Annotated in this window: 27 protein-coding genes and 1 tRNA gene; 13 read left to right on the top strand and 15 right to left on the bottom strand. The window is 70.6% G+C overall.

What is annotated here, in order from left to right; genetic code table 11:
- The first annotated feature begins 13 nt into the window (after positions 1 to 13).
- Together EZM51_RS15570 and EZM51_RS15565 are read left to right on the top strand one after the other, a co-directional pair.
- A complete protein-coding gene (locus EZM51_RS15570) occupies positions 14 to 1,450 on the top strand; it encodes an aspartate aminotransferase family protein (protein ID WP_136709235.1) in 1,437 nt (478 codons plus the stop codon).
- A gap of 35 nt (positions 1,451 to 1,485) precedes the next feature.
- Complete coding sequence (locus EZM51_RS15565; protein ID WP_136709234.1) at positions 1,486 to 2,970, top strand: FAD-dependent oxidoreductase; 1,485 nt, start codon at positions 1,486 to 1,488, stop codon at positions 2,968 to 2,970.
- Here the strand turns inward: EZM51_RS15565 and EZM51_RS15560 are convergent.
- On the bottom strand, positions 2,867 to 3,616 hold the full coding sequence (locus tag EZM51_RS15560) for a Pr6Pr family membrane protein (protein ID WP_136709233.1): 750 nt from the start codon (positions 3,614 to 3,616) through the stop codon (positions 2,867 to 2,869). The two genes, EZM51_RS15565 and EZM51_RS15560, sit on opposite strands and share 104 nt — an antisense overlap.
- Positions 3,617 to 3,798: 182 nt before the next feature.
- Here EZM51_RS15560 and EZM51_RS15555 point away from each other — a divergent pair, with 182 nt between their 5' ends.
- From EZM51_RS15555 to EZM51_RS15540, 4 genes are all read left to right on the top strand, one after another.
- Positions 3,799 to 4,254, top strand: a complete 456-nt coding sequence (locus EZM51_RS15555) for a DUF6069 family protein (RefSeq protein ID WP_211195941.1) — start codon at positions 3,799 to 3,801, stop codon at positions 4,252 to 4,254.
- 13 nt (positions 4,255 to 4,267) lie between these two features.
- Positions 4,268 to 5,398: a histidine kinase gene (locus tag EZM51_RS15550; RefSeq protein ID WP_136709232.1), complete on the top strand. Its 1,131-nt coding sequence runs from the start codon at positions 4,268 to 4,270 to the stop codon at positions 5,396 to 5,398.
- A complete protein-coding gene (locus tag EZM51_RS15545) occupies positions 5,395 to 6,045 on the top strand; it encodes a response regulator transcription factor (RefSeq protein ID WP_136709231.1) in 651 nt (216 codons plus the stop codon). Before EZM51_RS15550 ends, EZM51_RS15545 begins: the two co-directional genes overlap by 4 nt.
- A gap of 149 nt (positions 6,046 to 6,194) precedes the next feature.
- Positions 6,195 to 6,521, top strand: coding sequence for a hypothetical protein (locus tag EZM51_RS15540; RefSeq protein ID WP_136709230.1), 327 nt, complete (start codon positions 6,195 to 6,197; stop codon positions 6,519 to 6,521).
- Positions 6,522 to 6,605: 84 nt separating this feature from the next.
- On the opposite strand, the gene EZM51_RS15535 is transcribed toward EZM51_RS15540, so the two are convergent.
- The 3 genes from EZM51_RS15535 to EZM51_RS15525 all read right to left on the bottom strand — a co-directional run bounded on the left by EZM51_RS15535 (position 6,606) and on the right by EZM51_RS15525 (position 9,403).
- A complete protein-coding gene (locus tag EZM51_RS15535; protein WP_136709229.1) occupies positions 6,606 to 6,860 on the bottom strand; it encodes a hypothetical protein in 255 nt (84 codons plus the stop codon).
- 87 nt (positions 6,861 to 6,947) lie between these two features.
- A complete protein-coding gene (locus tag EZM51_RS15530; RefSeq protein WP_136709228.1) occupies positions 6,948 to 8,183 on the bottom strand; it encodes an acyl-CoA dehydrogenase family protein in 1,236 nt (411 codons plus the stop codon).
- Positions 8,184 to 8,212: 29 nt separating this feature from the next.
- On the bottom strand, positions 8,213 to 9,403 hold the full coding sequence (locus tag EZM51_RS15525; protein ID WP_248305692.1) for a CoA transferase: 1,191 nt from the start codon (positions 9,401 to 9,403) through the stop codon (positions 8,213 to 8,215).
- A 202-nt stretch (positions 9,404 to 9,605) separates the two neighbouring features.
- Here EZM51_RS15525 and EZM51_RS15520 point away from each other — a divergent pair, with 202 nt between their 5' ends.
- A complete protein-coding gene (locus EZM51_RS15520) occupies positions 9,606 to 10,970 on the top strand; it encodes an NAD-dependent succinate-semialdehyde dehydrogenase (RefSeq protein ID WP_136709227.1) in 1,365 nt (454 codons plus the stop codon).
- Between the two features lie 86 nt (positions 10,971 to 11,056).
- Here EZM51_RS15520 and EZM51_RS15515 read toward each other — a convergent pair whose 3' ends face one another.
- The 3 genes from EZM51_RS15515 to EZM51_RS15505 form a co-directional block, all read right to left on the bottom strand.
- Positions 11,057 to 12,115 (bottom strand): hypothetical protein, encoded by a 1,059-nt coding sequence (locus EZM51_RS15515; RefSeq protein ID WP_136709226.1) that lies wholly within the window; start codon positions 12,113 to 12,115, stop codon positions 11,057 to 11,059.
- Between the two features lie 168 nt (positions 12,116 to 12,283).
- The gene (locus EZM51_RS15510; protein WP_136709225.1) at positions 12,284 to 12,643 is read right to left on the bottom strand and encodes a hypothetical protein; all 360 of its coding nucleotides are present in this window, start codon (positions 12,641 to 12,643) and stop codon (positions 12,284 to 12,286) included.
- A gap of 111 nt (positions 12,644 to 12,754) precedes the next feature.
- On the bottom strand, positions 12,755 to 13,597 hold the full coding sequence (locus EZM51_RS15505; RefSeq protein WP_248305691.1) for a glutaminase: 843 nt from the start codon (positions 13,595 to 13,597) through the stop codon (positions 12,755 to 12,757).
- A 177-nt stretch (positions 13,598 to 13,774) separates the two neighbouring features.
- Here EZM51_RS15505 and EZM51_RS15500 point away from each other — a divergent pair, with 177 nt between their 5' ends.
- Positions 13,775 to 15,016: an alkaline phosphatase PhoX gene (locus EZM51_RS15500; RefSeq protein WP_136709223.1), complete on the top strand. Its 1,242-nt coding sequence runs from the start codon at positions 13,775 to 13,777 to the stop codon at positions 15,014 to 15,016.
- A 59-nt stretch (positions 15,017 to 15,075) separates the two neighbouring features.
- Here EZM51_RS15500 and EZM51_RS15495 read toward each other — a convergent pair whose 3' ends face one another.
- Positions 15,076 to 15,432, bottom strand: a complete 357-nt coding sequence (locus tag EZM51_RS15495) for a DUF1801 domain-containing protein (RefSeq protein ID WP_136709222.1) — start codon at positions 15,430 to 15,432, stop codon at positions 15,076 to 15,078.
- A gap of 38 nt (positions 15,433 to 15,470) precedes the next feature.
- Between EZM51_RS15495 and EZM51_RS15490 the strand changes: the two genes are divergently transcribed.
- Together EZM51_RS15490 and EZM51_RS15485 are read left to right on the top strand one after the other, a co-directional pair.
- Positions 15,471 to 15,740 (top strand): acylphosphatase, encoded by a 270-nt coding sequence (locus EZM51_RS15490; protein WP_136709221.1) that lies wholly within the window; start codon positions 15,471 to 15,473, stop codon positions 15,738 to 15,740.
- A 39-nt stretch (positions 15,741 to 15,779) separates the two neighbouring features.
- Positions 15,780 to 15,965 carry a hypothetical protein gene (locus EZM51_RS15485; RefSeq protein WP_136709220.1) on the top strand — a complete coding sequence of 62 codons (186 nt, stop codon included), beginning with the start codon at positions 15,780 to 15,782 and terminating at the stop codon, positions 15,963 to 15,965.
- 21 nt (positions 15,966 to 15,986) lie between these two features.
- Here EZM51_RS15485 and EZM51_RS15480 read toward each other — a convergent pair whose 3' ends face one another.
- The 6 genes from EZM51_RS15480 to EZM51_RS15455 all read right to left on the bottom strand — a co-directional run bounded on the left by EZM51_RS15480 (position 15,987) and on the right by EZM51_RS15455 (position 19,123).
- On the bottom strand, positions 15,987 to 16,208 hold the full coding sequence (locus EZM51_RS15480; protein ID WP_136709219.1) for a hypothetical protein: 222 nt from the start codon (positions 16,206 to 16,208) through the stop codon (positions 15,987 to 15,989).
- 121 nt (positions 16,209 to 16,329) lie between these two features.
- Entirely contained in the window at positions 16,330 to 17,019 is a 690-nt protein-coding gene (gene rplA, locus EZM51_RS15475) for a 50S ribosomal protein L1 (RefSeq protein WP_136709218.1), read from the bottom strand.
- 133 nt (positions 17,020 to 17,152) lie between these two features.
- Positions 17,153 to 17,581 (bottom strand): 50S ribosomal protein L11, encoded by a 429-nt coding sequence (gene rplK, locus EZM51_RS15470; RefSeq protein WP_136709217.1) that lies wholly within the window; start codon positions 17,579 to 17,581, stop codon positions 17,153 to 17,155.
- A gap of 174 nt (positions 17,582 to 17,755) precedes the next feature.
- On the bottom strand, positions 17,756 to 18,670 hold the full coding sequence (nusG, locus tag EZM51_RS15465; RefSeq protein WP_136709216.1) for a transcription termination/antitermination protein NusG: 915 nt from the start codon (positions 18,668 to 18,670) through the stop codon (positions 17,756 to 17,758).
- A gap of 64 nt (positions 18,671 to 18,734) precedes the next feature.
- A complete protein-coding gene (secE, locus tag EZM51_RS15460) occupies positions 18,735 to 19,010 on the bottom strand; it encodes a preprotein translocase subunit SecE (protein ID WP_136709215.1) in 276 nt (91 codons plus the stop codon).
- A gap of 40 nt (positions 19,011 to 19,050) precedes the next feature.
- A tRNA-Trp gene (locus EZM51_RS15455) sits at positions 19,051 to 19,123 on the bottom strand.
- Positions 19,124 to 19,355: 232 nt separating this feature from the next.
- On the opposite strand from EZM51_RS15455, the gene EZM51_RS15450 reads away from it, so the two are divergent.
- From EZM51_RS15450 to EZM51_RS15440, 3 genes are all read left to right on the top strand, one after another.
- A complete protein-coding gene (locus tag EZM51_RS15450; protein WP_248305690.1) occupies positions 19,356 to 20,573 on the top strand; it encodes a pyridoxal phosphate-dependent aminotransferase in 1,218 nt (405 codons plus the stop codon).
- A 22-nt stretch (positions 20,574 to 20,595) separates the two neighbouring features.
- Positions 20,596 to 21,291 carry a hypothetical protein gene (locus EZM51_RS15445; protein ID WP_136709213.1) on the top strand — a complete coding sequence of 232 codons (696 nt, stop codon included), beginning with the start codon at positions 20,596 to 20,598 and terminating at the stop codon, positions 21,289 to 21,291.
- Positions 21,292 to 21,434: 143 nt separating this feature from the next.
- A complete protein-coding gene (locus EZM51_RS15440; RefSeq protein ID WP_136709212.1) occupies positions 21,435 to 21,647 on the top strand; it encodes a dodecin in 213 nt (70 codons plus the stop codon).
- 83 nt (positions 21,648 to 21,730) lie between these two features.
- Here EZM51_RS15440 and EZM51_RS15435 read toward each other — a convergent pair whose 3' ends face one another.
- On the bottom strand, positions 21,731 to 21,904 hold the full coding sequence (locus EZM51_RS15435; protein ID WP_136709211.1) for a CsbD family protein: 174 nt from the start codon (positions 21,902 to 21,904) through the stop codon (positions 21,731 to 21,733).
- Positions 21,905 to 22,045 lie beyond the last annotated feature (141 nt).

The following is a 22,045-nucleotide window of genomic DNA, read 5'->3' as shown; positions in this document are numbered from 1 at the left end:
TGGAGATCTCCAGATGACCGACACGCTCACCGACACAACGACGACGGCGACGACGGATGCCACGGCGGCGACGTACGTCGACCGGCACGGCACGCGGCATCCGCTGCCCGACCCCGCGGCCGACGCGCAGGTGCGCGCCGACGACCGCGGCCACGTGTTCCACTCGTGGAGCGCGCAGGCCCTCATCGACCCGCTGCCCGTGGCCGGCGGCGAGGGCTCGACCTTCTGGGACTACCAGGGCAACGCGTACCTCGACTTCTCGAGCCAACTCGTGAACCTCAACCTCGGCCACCAGCACCCCGACCTCGTCGCCGCGATCCAGCAGCAGGCGGGGCGCCTCGCGACCATCCAGCCGTCGATGGCGAACGACGTGCGCGGCGAGCTCGCGCGTCGCATCGCCGAGGTCGCTCCCGGCGACCTCGACCGGGTGTTCTTCACCAACGGCGGCGCCGACGCCAACGAGCACGCGGTGCGCATGGCGCGCGCCGTCACCGGGCGACGCAAGGTGCTGTCGATGTACCGCAGCTACCACGGCGGCACGGCCACGGCGATCTCGCTCACGGGCGACCCGCGCCGCTGGGCGAACGAGCCGAGCGACGGCAGCGTCGTGCACTTCCTCGGGCCGTACCCGTACCGGTCGTCGTTCCACGCGTCGAGCGAGGCGGAGGAGGCAGAGCGCGCCCTCGCGCACCTCGAGCAGGTCATCACGCTCGAGGGCGCCGGCACGGTCGCCGCGATCATCATCGAGACCGTCGTCGGCACCAACGGCGTGCTCGTGCCCCCGCCCGGCTACCTGCAGGGCGTGCGCGAGATCTGCGACCGGCACGGCATCGTCTACATCGCCGACGAGGTCATGGTCGGCTTCGGCCGGGTCGGCGAGTGGTTCGCGGTGAACCACTTCGGCGTGGTGCCCGACCTGATCACCTTCGCCAAGGGCGTGAACTCGGGTTACGTGCCGCTCGGCGGCGTGGTCATCTCGCAGCGCATCGCGTCGCACTTCGACACGGTGGCGTTCGCGGGCGGGCTCACGTATTCGGGGCATCCGCTCGCCTGCGCCGCAGGCGTCGCGACCTTCGAGGTGTTCGAACGCGACGGCATCCTCGAGCACGTGCGCGACCTCGGGTCGCGCGTCGTCGAGCCGCGCCTGCGCGAGATCGCGGAGCGGCATCCGTCGGTCGGCGAGGTGCGCGGCCTCGGCCTGTTCTGGGCCATCGAGTTCGTGAAGGACACCGAGACCCGCGAACCCCTCGTGCCGTTCAACGCGTCGGGGGCGGATGCCGCCCCGATGGGCGCCGTGGCGGCCGCGTGCAAGCAGGCGGGGCTCTGGCCGTTCACGCACTTCAACCGCATGCACGTCGCGCCGCCGCTCGTCATCACCGAGGACGAGCTGATGCGCGGCCTCGACATCATCGACGAGGCGATCACGGTGGCCGACGGGTACGTCGGCTGAGGCCCTTCTTTTGCAGGGTCGGATAGCCTGAGTCCATGGACTCTCGGGCGGCGTCCGGCGGCATGGCCCGGCGAACCTTCCTCGCCGCGTCGCTGTCGGGGATCGCCGCCATCGCCCTGTCGAGCTGCACGTGGCCGCCGCCGACTCCCACGTCGACGCCGACGCGCACCGCCACGCCGACGCCGATCCCCGGCGTGCCCGAGCCGATCTCGATGCAGCGCTCGAGGTGGGCCGACGACCCCTTCGCGCGCGGTGCGTTCAGCTTCGACGCCGTGGGCGCCACCCCCGAGCTTCGCGAGGCGCTCGGCGAGCCGGTGAGCGAGCGGCTGGTGTTCGCCGGCGAGGCCTGCTCGAGGGATGCCCCGGGCACGCTGCAGGGCGCACGCGACTCCGGCCTGCGCGCGGCCGTCCACGTCATGCGCCCGGGCAGCCCGGGCGAACGGGTCGCCGTCATCGGCGCGGGCGTCGCCGGGCTCACGGCGGCGCGCGAACTCCTGGACGCCGGTTACGAGGTCATCGTCCTGGAGGCACGGGAGCGCATCGGCGGCCGCGTCGACACCGTCGACGACCCGGCCGGCGACGGAACGGCCGAGTTCGGTGCGATGTTCATCGGCGACGACGCGTCCCTCGAGTTCGCGCTCGCCGAGGCCGGCGTCGAGGTGCGTCCGGCATCACCCGCCACGCTGGTGCGCACACCTGACGGCACCGCCGTCGAGCCGTCGGATGCGGGCTGGCAGGCGATCGCCGCCGCGCAGGCGTGGGCGAAGGACCGCTCCGAGGACGTGTCGCTCGCCACGGCGCTCGCGACGTCGGGCGTGCTTCCGCTGCCCGACGAGCCGGCCGCCGACGGCACCACGCCGGCCGACTGGCTCCGCCACGCGCTCGCGAGCGGCGTCGAGCCCGCCACGGGCGCGACACCGACTGCCGTCTCGGCGCAACGATTCGAGGTCGAGCGGTCCGAGGCATCCGGAGCCTTCGTCACCGGGTCGCTCTCGGACTGGCTGACCTCGCTCGCGGAGCCGCTCCAGGTGGTGCTGTCGAGCGCGGTCGTGCGCATCGCCTACGACGACGAGCGCGTGAGCCTGCGATTCGACTCGGGCGAGTCCCTCAGCGCCGACCGGGTGATCGTGACCGTGCCGCTCGGCGTGCTGCAGACCGACACGATCGCGTTCGAACCCGCGCTGCCGCTCATGCACCAGCGGGCCATCTCGACCCTCGGCATGGGGGTCGTCGACACCGTGCGGATGCGATTCGAGGAGCCGTTCTGGCGGGCACCCGTACCGGTCACGCCGCAGCCCGGCGACGAGCCGGCCGAACCCGCGGTCTTCCTCAGCACCGTCGGCGCGGTTCGGCCGGTGGGCCTGTGGATCGATGCGGGCGTCGCCGCGGGCACCGATGAGCCCGTGCTCATCGGCCTCATCGCCGCCGAGCAGGCTCGGCGACTGGAACAGGTGAACGACGGGGTGTTCCGGGAAGCCGTGCTGCCCGGGCTCGCGCCCTTCGCCACAGCCACCGGTTGATCGTGACGAGGGCCGCGGTCAGCACGAGGAAGATCACGAGCACGAGCGCGCAGTACAGGGCGACCCCGACGGGACCGCCGACCTGCGCCACGTCCAGGAAGAAGTACGGATACCATCCGACGTCGGCGCCGCGCACGAGCGTGTAGGCCAGCCAGATCGACGGGTAGACGAGCACCCAGCCGACGGTCGACCAGGGCACGCGCGGATTCAGGCCCATGACGCCGTCGCTCGTCCACGCGAGCACCGCGAGCGCGGGCACCACGAAGTGCAGGAGGGTGTCCGACCAGGGGACGTCGACGCGGTAGTCGCGAGTCGATGCCTGAGCCACGATCAGGCCGAACACGATGCCCGACACGAGCACGTAGACCGTCACGCTCGTGCGCAGGATACCGAGCCAGGGGGGATCGCTCGGCGCCAGGAGCGCGAACGCGCCGGCGAGCAGCAGGGTCGCGACGGCCGCGAACGCCGATTGCACGGTGAAGTAGCTGAAGAAGTTCACGGTCGCGAAGGACCGGAATCCGAGCACGTACTGGTAGTTGCCGACGATCGCCACGATCTCGAGCGCCGCGATGGTCAGTCGGAAGATCCCGAGCGCCCGTCTCGCCTGCCGAGCCCAGGACACGTCTCCCGTGGTTCGAGCAGGCATGCCTCAACGCTACGCCCTGCCCTGTGGGGAGCCCGGGTGCGCCGCCGGGGCGAGCGGTCGCAGGGTTCGGTCGAGGCAGCGCCGCGAGCCCGTTGCAGTTCGCCCGCCTGTGACATTCGTCCTGCGGATGACGGGACATCGCCCTCTGGGGCGGCGCCGGGCCGCTCCGTAGCGTCGATGGCATGGACATCACCGCAGACCCCAGCATGAATGCACCGGATGCCGCGGCATCCCCGTCGGCGGCGCGCCGCCGCCTGCTCATCCGCTCCCTCACGCTCGTCGTCGCGGCCGCGGCCGGGCTCGCGGTCTGGACCGTGAGCGTACCGTTGCTCGGACTCGGCCTCACGGTCGGCTCCGCGGCTTCCGCGCAGACGATCACGCCGATCGCGGTCGTCGTCGCGGCGGTCGTGGCCGGCGCCGCCGCCTGGGCGCTGCTCGCACTGCTCGAACGCTTCCGGCATGGGCGACGCGTGTGGCTCGTCGTAGGCTGGGTCGTGCTCGTCCTGTCGCTGACCGGGCCGCTCTCGATGGGCGCCGAGGGCGGAACGCTGGCGAGCCTGGCCGTGATGCACGTCGTGGTCGGTGCGATCCTGATCGTCGGCCTCACGCGGGCGAGGATCGACCGCCCTGGGAAGTGAGCGGGGTTCGAAGATGGTCACCGAGCGCCTCGACCGCATTCCGGTGCTGGCGTGGCTCGTCCGCCGGCCGAGTCCGTGGTTCGCACTCGCCTGGGCACCCCTGCTCCTCGTCGGACCCGTGATCGACGCCGTTGCGACCGCGGATCCGCCGCGCCTGATCGCGCTCGCCGCGCTCGGCTCGTGGTTCGCCGTGACGGCGTGGCTGCCGTACGCGAGGGCGGGCCGACCGCGCTGGCGATCGGAGCTCGCATTCGCCGGGTTCCTCGCGCTGGCGGCGGCGTACGTCGGCAACTGGCACGCCGATGAGGAGTTCGTCTACCCGCTCATCGCGATCGCGGCGGCCGTGGCGATCCGTCGGCACTGGGCCCTCGGCATGGTGGGCGCGGCGGCCATCTCGGGAGCGATCGCCACGGGCTTGGAGCGGAACTCCCTCGATGCCGCCCTGTTCCTCGGCTTCTCGACGTACTTCGCCGGCGTCGGCACGTTCCTCGTGCGGTACCTCGTGGACGTCGTCGGCCAGCTGCGCCGCACGCGCGAGCAGCTCGCCGACGCCGCCGTGGCCGAGGAGCGGCTGCGGTTCTCCCGCGACCTGCACGACCTGCTCGGGCACACGCTCTCGGTCGTCGTCGTCAAGTCGGAGGCGGTCCGTCGGCTCGTCGACTCGGATCCCGTCGCCGCCGTGGCGCACGCCGCGGACATCGAGGCGATCGGCCGACGCGCCCTCGCCGACGTGCGGGACGCGGTCACCGGCTACCGGTCGATGCGGCTCGCGGATGCGCTCTCGGCCGCCCGCGCGGCACTGGCCGCCGCCGACATCGAGTTGGAGGTCGCGGTGCCCGAGGATGCGCTCGGCGCGCAGGCCGACGCGTTGCTCGGCTGGGTCGTTCGAGAGGGAACGACGAACGTGCTGCGCCACTCCGGAGCGCGACGGTGCCGCATCATTGTCACGGCCGCACGCGGCATCGCCCGCATCGAGATCACCGATGACGGCCGCGGAGCGGCCGCACCCGAGGGCGACGGACTCGCGGGCCTCAGGGAACGGCTGCAGAGCCTCGGCGGCGAGATCTCGGCGAGGTCGACCGACGAGGGCTTCCGACTCGCCGCCACCGTCCCGGATCAGTCGAGCGAAGGGCGCGACCGATGACCGAGTCGACGACCGAACCGCCGACCGGGCGTGCGACGGCGCCCACGACGATCCTCATCGCCGAGGATCAGGGCATGATGCGCACGGCGCTGGCGAGCCTGCTCGAGCTCGAGCACGACCTCACCGTCGTCGCCGAGGTCGCCCGCGGCGACGAGATCGTGCCCGCCGCCCGACGCAGCCGACCCGACGTCGCCCTCCTCGACATCGAGCTGCCCGGGCGGAGCGGACTCGATGTCATCCCCGAGCTGCGGGCGGCGGTGCCGGCCTGCGCCGTCGTGGTCGTCACGACCTTCGGGCGCCCGGGCTACCTGCAGCGCGCGCTGCAGGCCGGCGCTCGGGGCTTCCTGGTGAAGGACGATCCGGTGGCGCAGTTGGCCGCCGCGATCCGCCGCGTCCGCGCGGGCGAGGTCGTGATCGATCCATCGCTCGCGGGCAGGGCGCTCGGGCTCGCCCCCGACCCGTTCACCGATCGGGAGCGGCAGGTGCTCGCGGCATCCGTCGACGGGGCGCCGATCGCCGATATCGCCGAGCTTCTCCACCTCTCGCCCAGCACGGTGCGCAATCACCTCTCCTCGGCGATCGGCAAGACGGCCGCCCGAAACCGGCAGGAGGCGCTCGCCATCGCCCGCGACAACGGCTGGCTCTGACGGCCCCGGTACATTCCCCGCGCGGAATACCGTCGGGAACCGCGTTGCGCAACCCCTCGCCCCCGATTGCTCGGCGCCGTTACTCTGGCGGCGACGCGGGAGTCCCCTCCCGCGTCTCGGTGCCCCCAACGCCAACCCGAAGGAACACCATGATCGCATTGTCCTGGCTCCTCATCATCGCCCTCGCCGGCGGCGCGCTCGCGCTCGTCGACGGCGTGCTTCGCCTCCGCGGACGCGGCCGGTCGATCATCGGCATCATCGAGGTCATCGTCGCCGCACTGTTCCTGCTGTCGCTCTTCCTGCCGGGCATCCCGTTCGGCTCGATCGTGCTCGGCATCGTGCTGATGATCGTGCTCGTGGTCGCGCTCGTCATGGGCGGACGCCGCGGACGCGGGCTCGCGATCGGCGCGCTCGTACTGCTCGTCATCTGGTTCATCCTCGTGAACCGCTGGCTCGTCATCCCCGGTGTCAACTGACCCGGAGCCGACCGAACCGGAACCAGACCGCGGGCCGGCCGTCCCGTTCGGACAGCCGGCTCGCGTCATGCGCGGCGCGTCAGGTCAGCGACCGTAGGCAGAGCTCCAGGCGAGCGCGTCGACCGCGTCGACCCCGATCTCGGGATGCTTCGCCCGGAACTGCGCCGAGTCGGCGCTGAAGTCGGCCTCGAGCCGCCGGGCGGCCTTGGCCAGCGCGGGTCCGGCTTCGCTGCCGAATCGCGCGATGACGCGTGCGTCGTCTCGTGCCGGGAGGGGCGTCGTGCCCCATCCCGTCCACTCGACGACGGCGCGCGTGAGACGAGGCTCCATTGCCTTCATCATTTCTCCTTGTTGTGGGAACGCACGCCCACCATAACTCGGCGAGCGTGCTGGTGGAACTCCGCGATCGCGGAATTCACGTCGGGGTCAGAATGCGTTCAGCCCGGTGAGCGCCCGACCGAGCACGAGCTGGTGGATCTCGTCGGTGCCCTCGTATGTGCGCACCGATTCGAGGTTCGCGGCGTGCCGCATGACGGGGAACGCGTTCGTGATGCCGTCTCCGGCGAGGATCGCGCGCGCCTGGTGGGCGATCTCGAGCGCTTCACGCACGCTGTTGAGCTTGCCGACCGAGATCTGCGCGGGTGTGAGCGCTCCGCGCTCCTTCAGCCGCCCCAGGTGGAGGGCGAGCAGGATGCCCTTCTCCACCTCGACGAACATGTCGGCGAGCTTGGCCTGGATCAGCTGGTTCCGCCCGATCGGCCTGCCGAACACCTCGCGCTCGGTCGAGCGTGCCAGCGCCGACTCGAGGCACGAGCGGGCCGCGCCCATGGCGCCCCACACGATGCCGTAGCGCGCCTCGTTGAGGCATCCGAACGGACCCGAGAGACCGGATGCCCCGGGCAGCATCGCATCGGCCGGCACACGCACCTCGTCGAGGTCGACGTCGCACTGCACCGAGGCGCGCATCGAGAGCTTGCCGTCGATCGGGGTCGCCGTGAAGCCCGGAGTCGACGTCGGCACGAGGAATCCGCGCACCGTGGTCCCTGAGCGCGTCGAAGGGCCGGACTCCGTCGAAGCGTCTCCCGCTTCGGCAGGCTCAGCGACCCTGGCCCACACGACGGCCACGTCGGCGAGCGAGGCGAGGCCGATCCAGCGCTTGGCGCCGTCGAGCACCCACTCGTCGCCGTCACGACGCGCGGTGGTCGTCATCGCGGCGGGATCGCTGCCGCCCTGCGGCTCGGTGAGGGCGAAGCATCCGATGAGCTCGCCCTTCGCCATGCCGGGCAGCCACCGCTGCTTCTGCTCCTCGGAGCCGTACTTGTGGATCGCGCTCATCGCGAGCGACCCCTGCACCGAGACGAACGTGCGCCAGCCGCTGTCGGCGGCCTCGAGCTCGAGGCAGACGAGGCCGTACGAGACGGCGCCCGCGCCGGCGCATCCGTAGCCGGTGAGGTGCATGCCGAGGAACCCGAGCTCGCCGAGCTCGCGCACGAGCTCGCGGCGGAAATGCTTCCGCTCGAAGTCGTCCTCGATCACCGGCAGGATGCGCTCCTGCGCGAAGCGCCGGGCGCGCTGCTGCCACTCGCGCTCGTCGTCGGTGAGCAGGGCGTCGAAGTCGAACACGGCATCGATGCGCGGGGCGGTGACGTCGGCGTCGGTCATCGGGGTCCTCTCGGTGGTTGGGTCTGCGGTCATGCTCGCGGGAGCCAGTCGGCGCCGTCGTGCTCGCCCAGGTGGGGTGGCGCCGTGCGGTAGTCGGGTGCGAAGGCGGAGAGCCCGATGGGATTCGCGATCGATCGGTGCACCCCCGCCGGCCGAGGAGCGGCCGAAGCGGCCACCTCGAGACCCGTGGCGGCCGCAGCACCCTCCGCGATCTCGGCGACCGGCTCGAGGCCGAGCGACTCGGCGAATCCGATGGCCTCGGCGACGTCGTTCACCATCCCGGCGGGCACGCCGGCACGCGTGAGCGCGTCGACCCAGTGCGCAGCGGATGCCGCGGCGAGCGCCTGCTCGATGGCCGCGCGCAGCTCGTCGCGATGGGCGACGCGCGCGGCGTTGCCCCCGAACCGCGCGTCGGTGGCGAGCCCGGGTGCGCGGAGCACGTCGGCCAGGGCACGGAACTGCTTGTCGTTGCCCACGGCGATGACGAGCTCGCGGTCGGCCGCACGGAACACGGCGTACGGGGCGATGCTCGGGTGCTGGTTGCCCATGCGCCGGGGCGGCGTTCCCGTGGCGAGGGTCGACGAGGCCTGGTTCGTGAGCGCCGAGAGGAGGCTCTGCAGGAGGTTCACCTCAACGAGCTGCCCCTCCCCGGTGCGGTCGCGCTCCCGCAGGGCGAGCAGGATGCCGGCGACGGCGTTCTGGCCGGTGAGCACGTCGACGAGCGCGACGCCCGCCTTCGACGCCTCGCCGTCGGGCGGACCCGTGATGCTCATGAGCCCGCCGACGGCCTGCACGAGCAGGTCGTATCCGGCGAGCGCGGCACCCTCGCCCGTGCCGAACCCGGTGATCGAGCAGTACACCACCCCGGGGTTCGCGGCGCGGACGGTCTCGTGGTCGAGCCCGAACCGTGCCATCACGCCCGGGCGGAAGTTCTCGATGACGACGTCGGCGGAGGTCGCGAGCCGACGTGCCTCGGCGAGCCCCGCGGCATCCGCGAGGTCGAGCACCACCGACCGCTTGTTGCGGTTCACGGCGCCGAAGTAGGTGGCGCGGCCGCCCGGGTCGACCGGCGGTACCCAGTGGCGGGTGTCGTCGCCCAGCGGCGACTCGATCTTGATGACGTCGGCGCCGAAGTCGGCGAGCAGCATCGTCGCATAGGGGCCGGCGAGCACCCGGGAGAAGTCCGCGACGCGGATGTCGCCCAGCACGCCGTGACCCACTGCGTCCTCCTCGGCTCGATCACTCGCCACCATACCCAGCAGACCTCACCCCGCCGTTGTACATTCCGTCGAAGCCACGCGCGGAATCCGCCATCGCGTCGGTACCGCGGCATCCGGTCGCCGCTTAGGCTGGTGGCAGGTGTGCACCGTCGTCGCCGACCGGTCGGCGTATCCGAGGTGCACTCAGCGACAGAGGAGCCCCATGAGCTATGCCGTGACCAATCCTGCGACCGGTGAGGTCCTCAAGACGTACCCCACGATCACCGACTCGGAGCTCGAGTCGGCGATCGCGTCGGCCGACGAGGCGCACCGCACCTGGTCGAAGTCCACGACCGTCGAAGAGCGTGCCGCGCTCATCCGGCGCGTCGGCGAACTGCACGTCGAGCGCCGCCAGGAGCTCGCCGAGATCATCGTGCGCGAGATGGGCAAGCCCATCGAGCAGGCCCTCGCCGAGGCCGATTTCGCCGGTGACATCTACACGTACTACGCCGACAACGCCGCCGAGTTCCTGAAGGACGAGCCGGTGCAGTTGCTCGCCGGCGAAGGCTCGGCGGTCATCCGACGCAGTTCGCTCGGCGTGCTGCTCGGTGTCATGCCGTGGAACTTCCCGTACTACCAGGTCGCGAGGTTCGCAGGTCCCAATCTCATCATCGGCAACACGATCCTGCTGAAGCACGCCGAGCAGTGCCCCGAGTCGGCCGAAGCGATCCAGCAGATCTTCCTCGACGCGGGCTTCCCCGCCGGCGCGTACGTGAACCTCTACGCGACGCACGACCAGATCGCGACCGTCATCGCCGACCCGCGCGTGCAGGGCGTCTCGCTCACCGGCTCCGAGCGTGCCGGCGCGGCGGTCGCCGAGGTCGCCGGTCGGCACCTGAAGAAGGTCGTGCTCGAACTCGGTGGGTCCGACCCGTTCATCCTGCTCTCGACCGACGACCTCGACGCGGCCGTGCAGAACGCCGTCGACGCACGCCTCGACAACAGCGGCCAGTCGTGCAACGCGGCGAAGCGCTTCATCGTGATCGACGAGCTCTACGAGCCGTTCCTCGAGAAGTTCACCGCCAAGATCGCCGAGGTCGAGGCGACCGATCCCACCTCGAGCGACTCGGCACTCGGACCGCTTTCGTCGCTGAGGGCGGCAGAGGGCCTCGAGAAGCAGGTCGAGCGCGCGGTCGAGCACGGCGCGAAGCTCGTGCACGGCGGCACTCGCGAGGGCGCGTTCTTCCAGACGACGGTGCTGACGGATGTCGCGAGCGACAACCCCGCATCGAAGGAGGAGTTCTTCGGGCCCGTCGCGCAGGTGTATCGCGCCGCCGACGAAGCGGAGGCGGTGCGCATCGCCAACGACATCCCGTTCGGCCTCGGCTCCTACGTCTACACGACCGACCCCGAGCAGGCCGACCGCGTCGCGAACGCGATCGAGGCCGGCATGGTCTTCGTGAACGTCGTGCTCGCCGACGGCGCCGAGCTGCCGTTCGGCGGCGTCAAGCGATCGGGCACCGGTCGCGAGATGGGTCGCCTCGGCGCCGACGAGTTCGTCAACAAGAAGATGATCCGCATCGCCTGATCGCGGTCCGAACGCGACGCGCGCCCCCGGAGCCGAAGGTTCCGGGGGCGCGCGTCATGCCGGGGCTCGTCGTCGTGACGAGCCGCTCAGGACGCGGTGTAGGGCACGCGCTCCCAGCTCAGCACGTCGTCACCGTGGGCCGAGTTCGACCGCACCGAGACCCGCAGCCACTCGTTCGACGTCGCGGCACCCTGCACGGTCACCCGGCGGAGCGTGTCGACGCCGTCCTGGCCGTAGATCTCCAGCCAGGGCGAGCCGGTCGCCAGCGGCGAGTCGTCGGTGTAGACGTGGCTGTCGCCGTTGAACAGGTAGACCTCGCCGCCGAACTCGCGGGCGCCCTCGGCCAGTGCCTCGACGATCGGGCGGAAGCCGCTCACCAGCTCCGGGTGCTCGGCGGCCCCGAGCTGCAGCAGGAACGGGTCGAACATGTCCGCCTGGGCCATGATGACGACCGCCCGGGCATTGGTCCGCTTCGCGTCGGCGAAGGTGCGCTCGAGCTGCGCAACGTCCGCGGCGGTCCGGGAAGCCACCTCCTGCAGCTGGGCGGTGGTGGGCTCGGTCAGGCCGAGGCCGGTCCAGGGCATCAGCGAGTTGTTTGAGCCCTGGATGTTCAGCACGGAGAAGGCCACGCGCTGCGCGCCGAACGTGACGTTCTCGGGGAGGGACGGGTCGGGAACCGTGACGGGCATGTTGGCCCCGAGCGTCTTTCCGGGGTCGGCGAAGAACACGGAGCGCAACGCGTCGAGGCGCTCGAGCGGATCATAGGAGCCGTTGTTGGTCCGGTGGCAGTCGACCCATTCGTTGTCGCCGGGCGTGTAGACCAGCGGGGCCTCGAACCGATCGAACTGCGCCTTGATGGCGGCGAAGTAGTCGTCGGTGCACTGGGCCGATCCCGCCTTGATGTCGCCGACGTGCGCGACGAAGCGGAGCTCGTCCTGCTCGTTGAGCTCGGACACCATCGCGGGGAACCGGGCGATCTGGGCGGAGCCGTAGGGCACGTCGCCGATCACGGCGAAGCTGAACGACTCGTCGTTCGGGGCATCCGCGGATCCGGGTGCGGCGTGGGCGGGAACTGCGGTCGACACGAGGAGGGCCAGCGCGACGGTGGCGATCCCCGCGAGCTGTTGGGTTCTGGACAACGACATGACGGGCTCCATTGCTGGGTCGGGGTGAATACGTCAGGGCGACCGCCACGGTAGGCACGGCGAGCGACGACGCCGCGAAGCCCAGGTGGCGCCGCGGTGAACAACCACCCCCGACCGCTCACGCGACCACGCGGCTCGTGCTGCGGGCCGGGATCGGGTGCGACGGATTCAGCGTCCCGACGAGCCGGCGGGCACGCGTCGACGAGGCGTTCGGACCGCGCTGGCCCCGCGGGCCCCGGAGTGCTCGGCACGAGGAACCCGTCGGGCCGAGGCGCGTCGCTGAGCCACGCAGAGCACGAGCATGATCGCGCAGGAGACGAGATAGAAGGCGTGCAGCGCCCAGACGGGGCCGACGGGGAGGCTGATCACGTAGAGCGAGTACACGGCGTTCGCGACGTTGATCATCGCGATGCTCGAGAGGCTGTACGACGAGACATCCCGCGTGCGCAGCGCCTTGCGCAGCATCGGCAGGTTGCTGACCGCGAACGCGACGGTCGAGACCGCGCCGGCGATCAGTGGGATGTCCATGCTCTGAACGGTAGGCGCGGCATCCCCTCGTCCGCCTCGAACGAATTCCGCATCCTGCCGGATGGGGCATGGGTGATTCTGTGCAGGGCGGGGCCGGACGATGCCGTGCCCTCAGCTCACTGCCGACGAGCCGAGGCCGAGGTCGAGGTCGAGCGATCCGGCGTTGATCACCCGCACCGTGATGCCCGCGGCATCCGCCTCGCGCACCGTCGCCGCGAGCAGCCGTTCCGCGATCGGCGCCACTCGCGTGACGTCCTCGAAGTCGAGGCCGAGTGTCGTCGCACCGGTGTGCTCGAGGAGGCGGCCGCTGTCGTGCACGATCTGCTCGGCCGCGACGAAGTCGAGTTCGCCGCGCAGCGCGATCGTCACGCCCGAGGCACGATCGACGGTGACGGCGCCCGTCGGCGATGGGGGCCCGGCGGTGTGGTCGAACATGTGCAGGCCCGAACGAGCCGAGAGCATCTCGAGGAGCGCGACGCCCCGGCTGCTGTTGCCGGCCGGATCCAGCGGCGGGCTGAATACGCCCACCCCGAACTCGCCGGGCTTCACCGCGACGATGCCGCCGCCCACGCCGGATTTCGCGGGCATCCCGACGCGGAAGATCCACGCCCCCGATCGGTCGTACATGCCGCACGTCGCCATGAGCGAGAGCGTGTCGCGGGCGACGACCTCATCGACGACCCGATCGTGCGTCAGCGGGTGCACCCCGCCGTTCGCCAGCGTCGCCCCCATCAGCGCGAGGTCGGTCGTGGTGACCAGCAGCGCACACTGGCGGAAGTACGGGTCGGTCGCGTCGTCGTCGGCGCCCGCGAGCTCGGGGATGTAGTCCGCGATCACCCCGTCGGCGACGCGGGAGGCCACCTCGACCAGGGCGTCGCCGAGCGCATCGTCGACCGGCCGGCCGAGCAGGGCGGTGTCGGTGTCGTACCTGGCGTCGCCCGTCGGTTCCCCCATGGCCGTCATGCTACGCGCCACGACCCGCTGCGACATCCGTGCCCGGCCCCGGCGACCCGCGCCGCGGGTCACGTCCTGTTCACCGAAACATCAGCCGCCGCTCACCCGCTGGAACGTTCGCGACATCCTGACCTGCCTACCGTGAGCACTGTTCCCCCAACCGAACAGGAAGCACGTATGACCATGCGCATCCGTACCATCGCCGGCGCCGCGCTCTGCGCGACCGCCTTCGCCCTCATCCCCGCCGGGGCGGCCACCGCCGCCAACGGCCCGATCGGCTTCGACCCGATCGACGGCACGCCGTACGCCACGGCCACCGCCGCCTGGACCGAGCCCTTCGTCATCCCGACCGGCTTCACGCAGCAGCTCGTGGCCGACGAGACCGTGCTCGACATCTACGCCGGGGCCGACGACCTCACCGACATGAACACCGTCAACGAGACCGGCCCCGAGGCCGGCCGCTACCTGTACCGCACCCACGAGGTGGGCTCGAACGGCTCGCTCTCGGTCGTCGACCTCAAGACCGGCGAGGCGAAGGTCATCGCGCAGGACGCCGGCTGGCGTCGTCTCGACGGCATCCGCTGGACCCCGTGGGGCACGGTGCTCTTCGCCGAGGAGACCTCGGGCGGTCGCCTCTTCGAGGCGTTCCTCGACCCGAAGGACCCGACGGTCGTCACCCGCATCGAGGAGCGTCGCGAGGTCGGCATCCTCCGCCACGAGGGCATCGAGGCGCTCGCCGACGGCAGCGTCTTCGTCATCGACGAGCTCAACGGCGGCTCGATCTTCAAGTTCGAGCCCACCACGCGCGGCGACCTCTCCGACGGCCAGCTCTACGCGCTGAAGCTCACCGGCCTCGGCGACGCCGAGCAGCTCTGGAACTCGGGCACCTACCAGCAGAAGGTCGGCGCCTTCGAGTGGGTCGCGCTCGACATGGACCAGGTCGTCGTCGACGCGGATGCCGCGGCGAACGCCGTCGCCGCGACCGAGTTCGGCCGCCCCGAGGACGTCGAGGTCATCGGCAACGTGCTCTACGTCGCCAACACCTCTGAGGACCGCGTCGTCGCGATCGACCTCGCGAAGCAGGAGCTCAGCTCGTTCGTCGAGAAGGGCGTGAACGCGCCGGTCGAGAACGCGGGCGCGGGCGTGACCGGGTTCAACAACCCCGACAACCTCGCGCAGGGCCCCGCCGGCCGTCTCTGGATGGTCGAGGACAACTACCTCTCGGACGTGTGGGTCGCCGGGCTCGACAACGACCAGGATGGCGCCGCCGACGTGGTCGAGCAGTTCGCGTCGATCCGCGACACGGGCGCAGAGATCTCGGGCATCTACTTCGGCAAGGACCCGAAGACGCTGTTCCTGAACGTGCAGCACCCCACGAAGGACCTCGCGGACGGCACGTGGATGATCACCAAGCGCTGACGCGCTGACGACGAGGGGCGGGCGGCCGGGACATCCGGTGCCCGCCCCTTCGCCGTGCGTCAGCGCTTCTTCGCGGCGCCGATCTCGTCGCGGCGGAGCAGCACGATGCGGTCGACGACCGAGTCGGGCAGCGGATGCTCCGGGGTGAACCGGATGGTGCCCTTCGACCACGACCAGCCGTCGAGCTCGGCCTCGACGGCACTCACCACGGGCGGACTGAACGGGTACAGGCCGATGTGGTCCTTCGTCGACATGACGCTGAGCAGCGGAGAACCGCGGTAGCGCAGCGCCGGCATCCCATAGCTCCGGCCCTCCACGGCATCGGGCACGAGCGCGACCGCCCGGGCCCGGATGCGTTCGATCAGGTCGCGCTCAGGGCTCTCGAGCCCTGCGATGTAGTCGCTCATCTCCCCCATGGGCCCTCATGGTACGCCCGGCGTCCTACGCTGGGATCATGATCCGGAGACGGGTGATCGTGCACGGCGAGGTCCAGGGCGTGGGCTTCCGCTACTCCGCCCGCTTCGAGGCTGCGCGGCTCGGGGTCGCCGGCTGGGTGCGGAACCGTCCCGACGGCACGGTCGAGGCCGAGGTCGAGGGCGACGAGGCATCCGTCACCGCCATGCTGGAATGGCTCGCGGGGGGCCCGCCGGGAGCGGTCGTGCGCGGCACCGACGTCTCGGAGGCGGAGCCGGTCGGCGAGGCCGGCTTCCGGGTGACGGGCTGAGCGGATGCCCCGGCAGAGGCGACCACGGAAGGAGCCGCCGTGACCGAACCCGGGTATGACGATCCCGCCGCCGAGGACGAGGAGCAGTGGCGCGAGCGGGCGGTCAACGACGCCGTGGCGGGCGAGCACGTGCCCACCGACGACGAGCTCGACCTGGAGAGGCTCGAGCATGAGGGTCTCCACGACGAGGAGGAGCCGCCGGACGACGGCCTCGACGAGGTCTGACCGGATGTCGCGACCGCGTGCTCAGCTCCACACGTCGGGGAGTCGCTGCGCCGACCGCTCGTCGAAGCCATCGCCGACGCGGCGGCGTTCGGCGACGAGGAGCCGCCACACGACGACGCCCGCCAGCACCAGTGAGTAGACGGCAGGCCCCCAGCCTCCGATCGAGATCATCCACCACGCCGAGACGGCCGCGACGGCGATGGTGCCGACCGACGCGAAGATCACGTTCGTTCGCTCGCTCATGACTGGAGACTACGCCGACCCACCGACACGCTGAGGGCCGACGACGAAGGGCCCGCCGGCGAACCGGCGAGCCCTTCGCAATCTCGAGGCGCGCTTCGCGCTCCTCGATCAGCGTGTGAGACTAGATGGCGTTGACGTCCAGCGGGATGCCGGGGCCGAACGTGGTCGACACGGCGCCCTTCTGGATGTACCGGCCCTTGGCGCTCGACGGCTTGAGGCGCACGACCTCCTCGAGGGCGGCCTTGGCGTTCTCCTCGAGCTGCTGCGCGGTGAACGACGACTTGCCGACGACGAAGTGCACGTTGGCGTGCTTGTCGACGCGGAACTCGATCTTGCCGCCCTTGATGTCTTCCACGGCCTTGGCCGGGTTGGGCGTCACGGTGCCGGTCTTGGGGTTCGGCATGAGGCCGCGGGGGCCGAGCACCTTGCCGAGACGGCCGACCTGGCCCATGAGCTCGGGCGTGGCGACGGCCGCGTCGAACGACGTGTAACCGCCGGCGACCTTCTCGATGAGCTCGGCGCCGCCGACCTCGTCGGCACCGGCCGCGATCGCGGCCTCGGCCGCGGGGCCGGTCGCGAAGACGATGACGCGGGCGGTCTTGCCGGTGCCGTGCGGGAGGATGACGGTGCCGCGCACCATCTGGTCGGCCTTGCGGGGGTCGACGCCGAGCTTCAGCGCGACCTCGACGGTCGAGTCGAACCTCGCCGAGCCGGTCTCCTTGGCGAGGGCGACGGCCTCGCTCGGGGTGTAGTACTTGCCGGCCTCGATCTTCTCGGCCGCGGCCCGGTAGGCCTTGGACTTCTGTGCCATGTTGCTTCTCCTTGAGAGAGTGTGGTCATCTGCGCCTGGCAGGCGCTGCCACGAATGCGTGAGTTCTGGCGCGTTCGCCGAGCAGGTCGAAGCGAACGCAGGTCCCTTCGACGAGCTCAGGGACCGGACGGGGTCATTCGACCGTGATGCCCATCGAACGGGCGGTGCCCGCGATGATCTTCGAGGCGGCGTCGACGTCGTTCGCGTTCAGGTCGGCCATCTTGGTCTCGGCGATCTCGCGCACCTGGGCCTGGCTGATCTTGCCGACCTTGGTGGTGTGCGGAACGCCCGAGCCCTTCGCGACGCCGGCGGCCTTCTTGATGAGCTCGGCGGCAGGCGGGGTCTTGAGGATGAACGTGAAGGAACGGTCCTCGTAGACGGTGATCTCGACCGGGATGACGTTGCCGCGCTGCGACTCGGTCGCGGCGTTGTACGCCTTGCAGAACTCCATGATGTTCACGCCGTGCTGACCCAGGGCCGGGCCGATGGGCGGGGCCGGGTTCGCGGCGCCGGCCTTGATCTGAAGCTTGATCAGACCAGTGACCTTCTTCTTCGGTGCCATGATTTCTCTCTTTCTGTTCGAACGCCCGGCGATCGGCCCCTGAGCTTGTCGAAGGGCCGAGTGCCGGGGCACTCTCCCGCAGTTCCGGCGGATCCGGGCCGCGGTGGTCGGTGTGCCTGACGCAGCACAACCCTCCGATGATACCGGAGGGTCGCTGCTGCTCGACTGTGGACGTTACAACTTGGTGACCTGGTCGAAGCTCAGCTCGACCGGGGTCTCGCGCTCGAAGAGCGAGACGAGCACGGTGAGCTTGCCGCTCTCGGGCTTGATCTCGCTGATCGTGCCGGGCAGGCCCGCGAACGAGCCGTCCTTGATGGTGATGGTCTCGCCGATCTCGAAGTCGACCTCGGCGGGGATGGCCCGGGTCGCACCGGCGGCGGCACCGGCCTTCGCGCCCTTGGCGGGTGCGACGTCCTTGATGTCGACGAGGGGCTTCAGCATGTTGAAGGCCTCTTCGAAACGCAGCGGCGTCGGGTTGTGCGCGTTGCCGACGAAGCCCGTGACACCGGGAGTGTGCCGGATGACCGACCAGCTCTCCTCGTTGAGCTCCATGCGCACGAGCACGTAGCCGGGGATGCGCACGCGCGTCACCATCTTGCGCTGGCCGTTCTTGATCTCGACCACGTCTTCCATCGGAACCTCGACCTGGAAGATGTAGTCGGCCATGGCCATGGACTCGCGGCGCTGCTCGATGTTCGCCTTCACGCGGCGCTCGAAGCCGGCGTAGGAGTGGATGACGTACCACTTGCCGGGGAGGAAGCGCAGCTCGCTGCGGAACTCCGCATACGGGTCGACGACCTCGGCGTCCTCCTCGATCACGGCATCGAACGCCGCCTCGGCCTCTTCGGGCGAGTCGATGTCGAGGGCGTCGTCGATCACGGCGTCGGATGCCTCGGCCATCGCGTCGAGCACGGCGACGAGGTCGACCTCGGCGCCCTCGTCGTCCACGACGTGCACGGCGCGGTGCTCGGCCGCCTCGACCGACTCCTCATCGTGCTCGAGGGTCGAGCCCTCCTGCACCTCGTCTTCCTCCGACGACTGCTCGGCAGCCGTGGCCCAGTCGACGTCGTCGCGCTCAGTCCTTGACACTTCTCTCGATTCCTTACTCTCCCGTGCGCCTGCGAGCGCCGAGGTCTCGGTGCCGACGGCCCGATCAGACCCCCGGAGTTCCGAAGACGTACAGCACGAGCCATCCGAACAGCTGGTCGAGACCCCACACGATCGCCATCATGATGATGACGAACACGAGCACCACGACCGTGAAGCTCGCGAGCTCCTTGCGGGTCGGAGTGACGACCTTCTTCAGTTCGGCGATGACCTGCCGGATGAACAGGGCGATCCGCGCGAACGGGTTGCGCCTCGCGGCGCGGTCTCGCTTCGCGTTGGCGACGACGTCCTCGCTGGGTTCGTCGATGATCTTCCGTGCCACCTCGTACACCTTTCGTGGGCCGGCATTCACTGCCGGCTCGCAGGGCGGACAGGACTCGAACCTGCAACCTGCGGTTTTGGAGACCGCTGCTCTACCAATTGAGCCACCGCCCTATGGAACCACCGGACATGCCGGCGGTGTTCCACCGCTGCCTGGACAGCACAAGTCGACCACGTTCTTCTGGGGATGAGCCCTGAAAATAGGCGCAGACAAGCTTGGCTGACTTCAACAACCTCAGCAAGTGTATGCGACCGCCGGGGCAGAGTAAAGCCGAGCGGATGCCCCGGCCGCGGCCCGCGGCATCCGCCCTGTCCTACGACGACGGCGCGCCGTAGGCTTGGCAGCGTGACCGAACACCCGCGCCTGTCCGCCCGAATCGCCGCCATCGCCGAGTCCGCGACGCTCAAGGTCGATGCGAAGGCCAAAGCCCTCCAGGCCGAGGGGCATCCGGTCATCTCCTACGCGGCGGGCGAGCCCGACTTCCCGACGCCCGAGTACATCGTCGAGGCGGCGCTCGCGGCCACGCGCGACCCGAAGAACTACCGGTACACGCCCGCGGCCGGCCTGCCCGAGCTCCGCGAGGCGATCGCGGCGAAGACACTGCGCGACTCGGGCCTCGAGGTCGGCACCGGGCAGATCGTGGTGACGAACGGCGGCAAGCAGGCCGTCTACCAGTCCTTCCAGGTGCTGCTCGACCCGGGCGACGAGGTGCTGGTGCCGACGCCCTACTGGACCACGTATCCCGAGGCGATCAAGCTGGCCGGCGGCCGGCAGGTCGACGTCTTCGCAGGCGCCGACCAGGGCTACCTCGTCACGGTCGAGCAGCTCGAGGCCGCGCGCACCGACCGCACCAAGGCGCTGCTGTTCGTGTCGCCGTCGAACCCGACGGGCGCCGTCTACCCGGCGGAGCAGGTGCGCGCGATCGGCGAGTGGGCGCTCGAGCACGGCATCTGGGTGGTGTCCGACGAGATCTACCAGAACCTCACCTACGCCGACGACGCCGACGGCGTGCCCCCTCGTGCGGTCTCCGTCGTCGAGGCGGTGCCCGCGCTCGCGAACCAGGCCATCCTCGTGAACGGCGTGGCGAAGTCGTACGCGATGACCGGGTGGCGGCTCGGCTGGATGGTGGGTCCCGCCGATGTCATCAAGGGCGCCGCGAACCTGCAGTCGCACCTCTCCTCGAACGTGTCGAACATCTCCCAGCGTGCCGCGATCGCGGCGCTCACGGGCCCGCAGGACGCGGTCGAGGAGATGCGCCGGGCGTTCGACCGCCGCCGCCGCACCATCGTGGCGGAGCTCTCGAAGATCGAGGGCGTGACGGTGCCGGTGCCGCAGGGCGCGTTCTACGTGTATCCGGATGTCTCGGGGCTGCTCGACCGCGAATGGGGCGGCGTCACGCCGACCACCTCCCTCGAGCTCGCCGACCTCATGCTGGAGCAGGCGCAGGTGGCCGCCGTGCCGGGCGAGGCGTTCGGACCGAGCGGTTACCTGCGCTTCAGCTACGCCCTCGGCGACGCGCCCCTGCTCGAGGGCGTGCAGCGCCTGCAGCGCCTGTTCGCCTGAGCCGGGCGCACCGGGCGAGCGGATGCCGGGTCACGACGCATTCTCCGCAGCGATCGCGGCGCGGGACAACGCCGCGTGGTGCGCCTCGGTGTGCGCGGCCCACGGCATCGGCTCCGACGAGGCCGAGGGGGTCTGGCGCGCAGATGCCCCGACGCCCGCCGGCTATCCCGAGGCGGTGACGCTCGAACCCGGGCTCGATCCCGAGGTCGTGCTCGCCGCCCTTCCGACGGGCTCGACGAGCGTGAAGGACTCCTTCGCCGACGTGGACCTCACCGCGGGCGGGTTCCGCGTGCAGTTCGAGGCGCAGTGGATCATGCTCCCGGCATCCGGGCCGAGCGCGGGCGCCGCCGGCATCGACGGGCCCGACCTGCCCGTGCTCACGCCGATCCGCACGCCGGGACACCTCGCCGAGTGGGCGGCATCGCACGGCGGCACCGAGGCATTCGCCTCGGCGCTGCTCGACGATCCGACGGTCGTGATCCTGGGCGAGCGCCGTGGCGGCGCGGTGGTCGCAGGAGCCATCCTCAGCGTCGGCGAGAACGTCATCGGGGTGTCGAACGTGTTCGGTGCGGCATCCGTGTACCCGGCGGCCGCCGCCGATGCCCGGCGACGCCGCCCCGGCAGGCCCGTCGTGGGCTGGGAGACCGACGGCGACCTCGCGGCGCCGCTCGCCGCGGGCTTCCACCGCATCGGCCCGCTCCGCGTGTGGTTGCGCTGAGCACTTCAGGTCGGCCTTCGCCTGGTCGCGCTTGCCCTCGCGCTCGAGGCGCTCGTCCGCTTCGTGCCGAGACCGGGCCCGGCGCGTGGGGTAACGTCGGCACCAGCGGGCACGACGACGTGTCCCGTACCGAGGAGGGCACGATGAGCAATCACACCTATCGGGTCACCGAGATCGTGGGCACGTCGCCCGAGGGCGTCGACACCGCGATCAGCAACGGCATCGCACGCGCGGCGGCGACCATCCGCCACATGGACTGGTTCGAGGTGGTCTCGGTGCGCGGCGAGATCGAGGACGGCGCCGTCGCGCACTACCAGGTGACGCTCAAGGTCGGCTTCCGGATCGAAGACGCCTGATCGTCGCGGGCGGGCATGGGGAACGCCCGCCGTCGGGCCTACGGCTCCGAACGACGGGCGTTCGCCTCTCGTCAGTGGACTCGTCAGTGCTTGAACGCGTCCTTGACGTCCTCCGCGGCGTCCTTCAGGTCGGCCTTCGCCTGCTGGGCCTTGCCCTCTGCCTCGAGACGCTCGTCGTCGGTCATCTTGCCCTTGGCTTCCTTGGCCTTGCCGCCGAGGTCCTCGGCCTTGTTCTCAATGCGGTCGTCGATACCCATCGTCGAACTCCTTCCAGCGGGCGGCGGTCTGCCGTGCCCCGATTCCAGTGAAGGTGACGAACGCGCGAAACGGCAGGGGCTTGCCACTGGCGGAACCACGCGCTAGACGGTATGTAGTGACCCCTTCTGGGTGAGGGGGTT

The sequence above is a fragment of the Agromyces sp. H66 genome (genome assembly GCF_004959775.1).
In the GTDB taxonomy this organism is placed as follows: Bacteria; Actinomycetota; Actinomycetes; order Actinomycetales; family Microbacteriaceae; genus Agromyces.
This window is presented reverse-complemented; position numbering and strand designations above follow the sequence as displayed.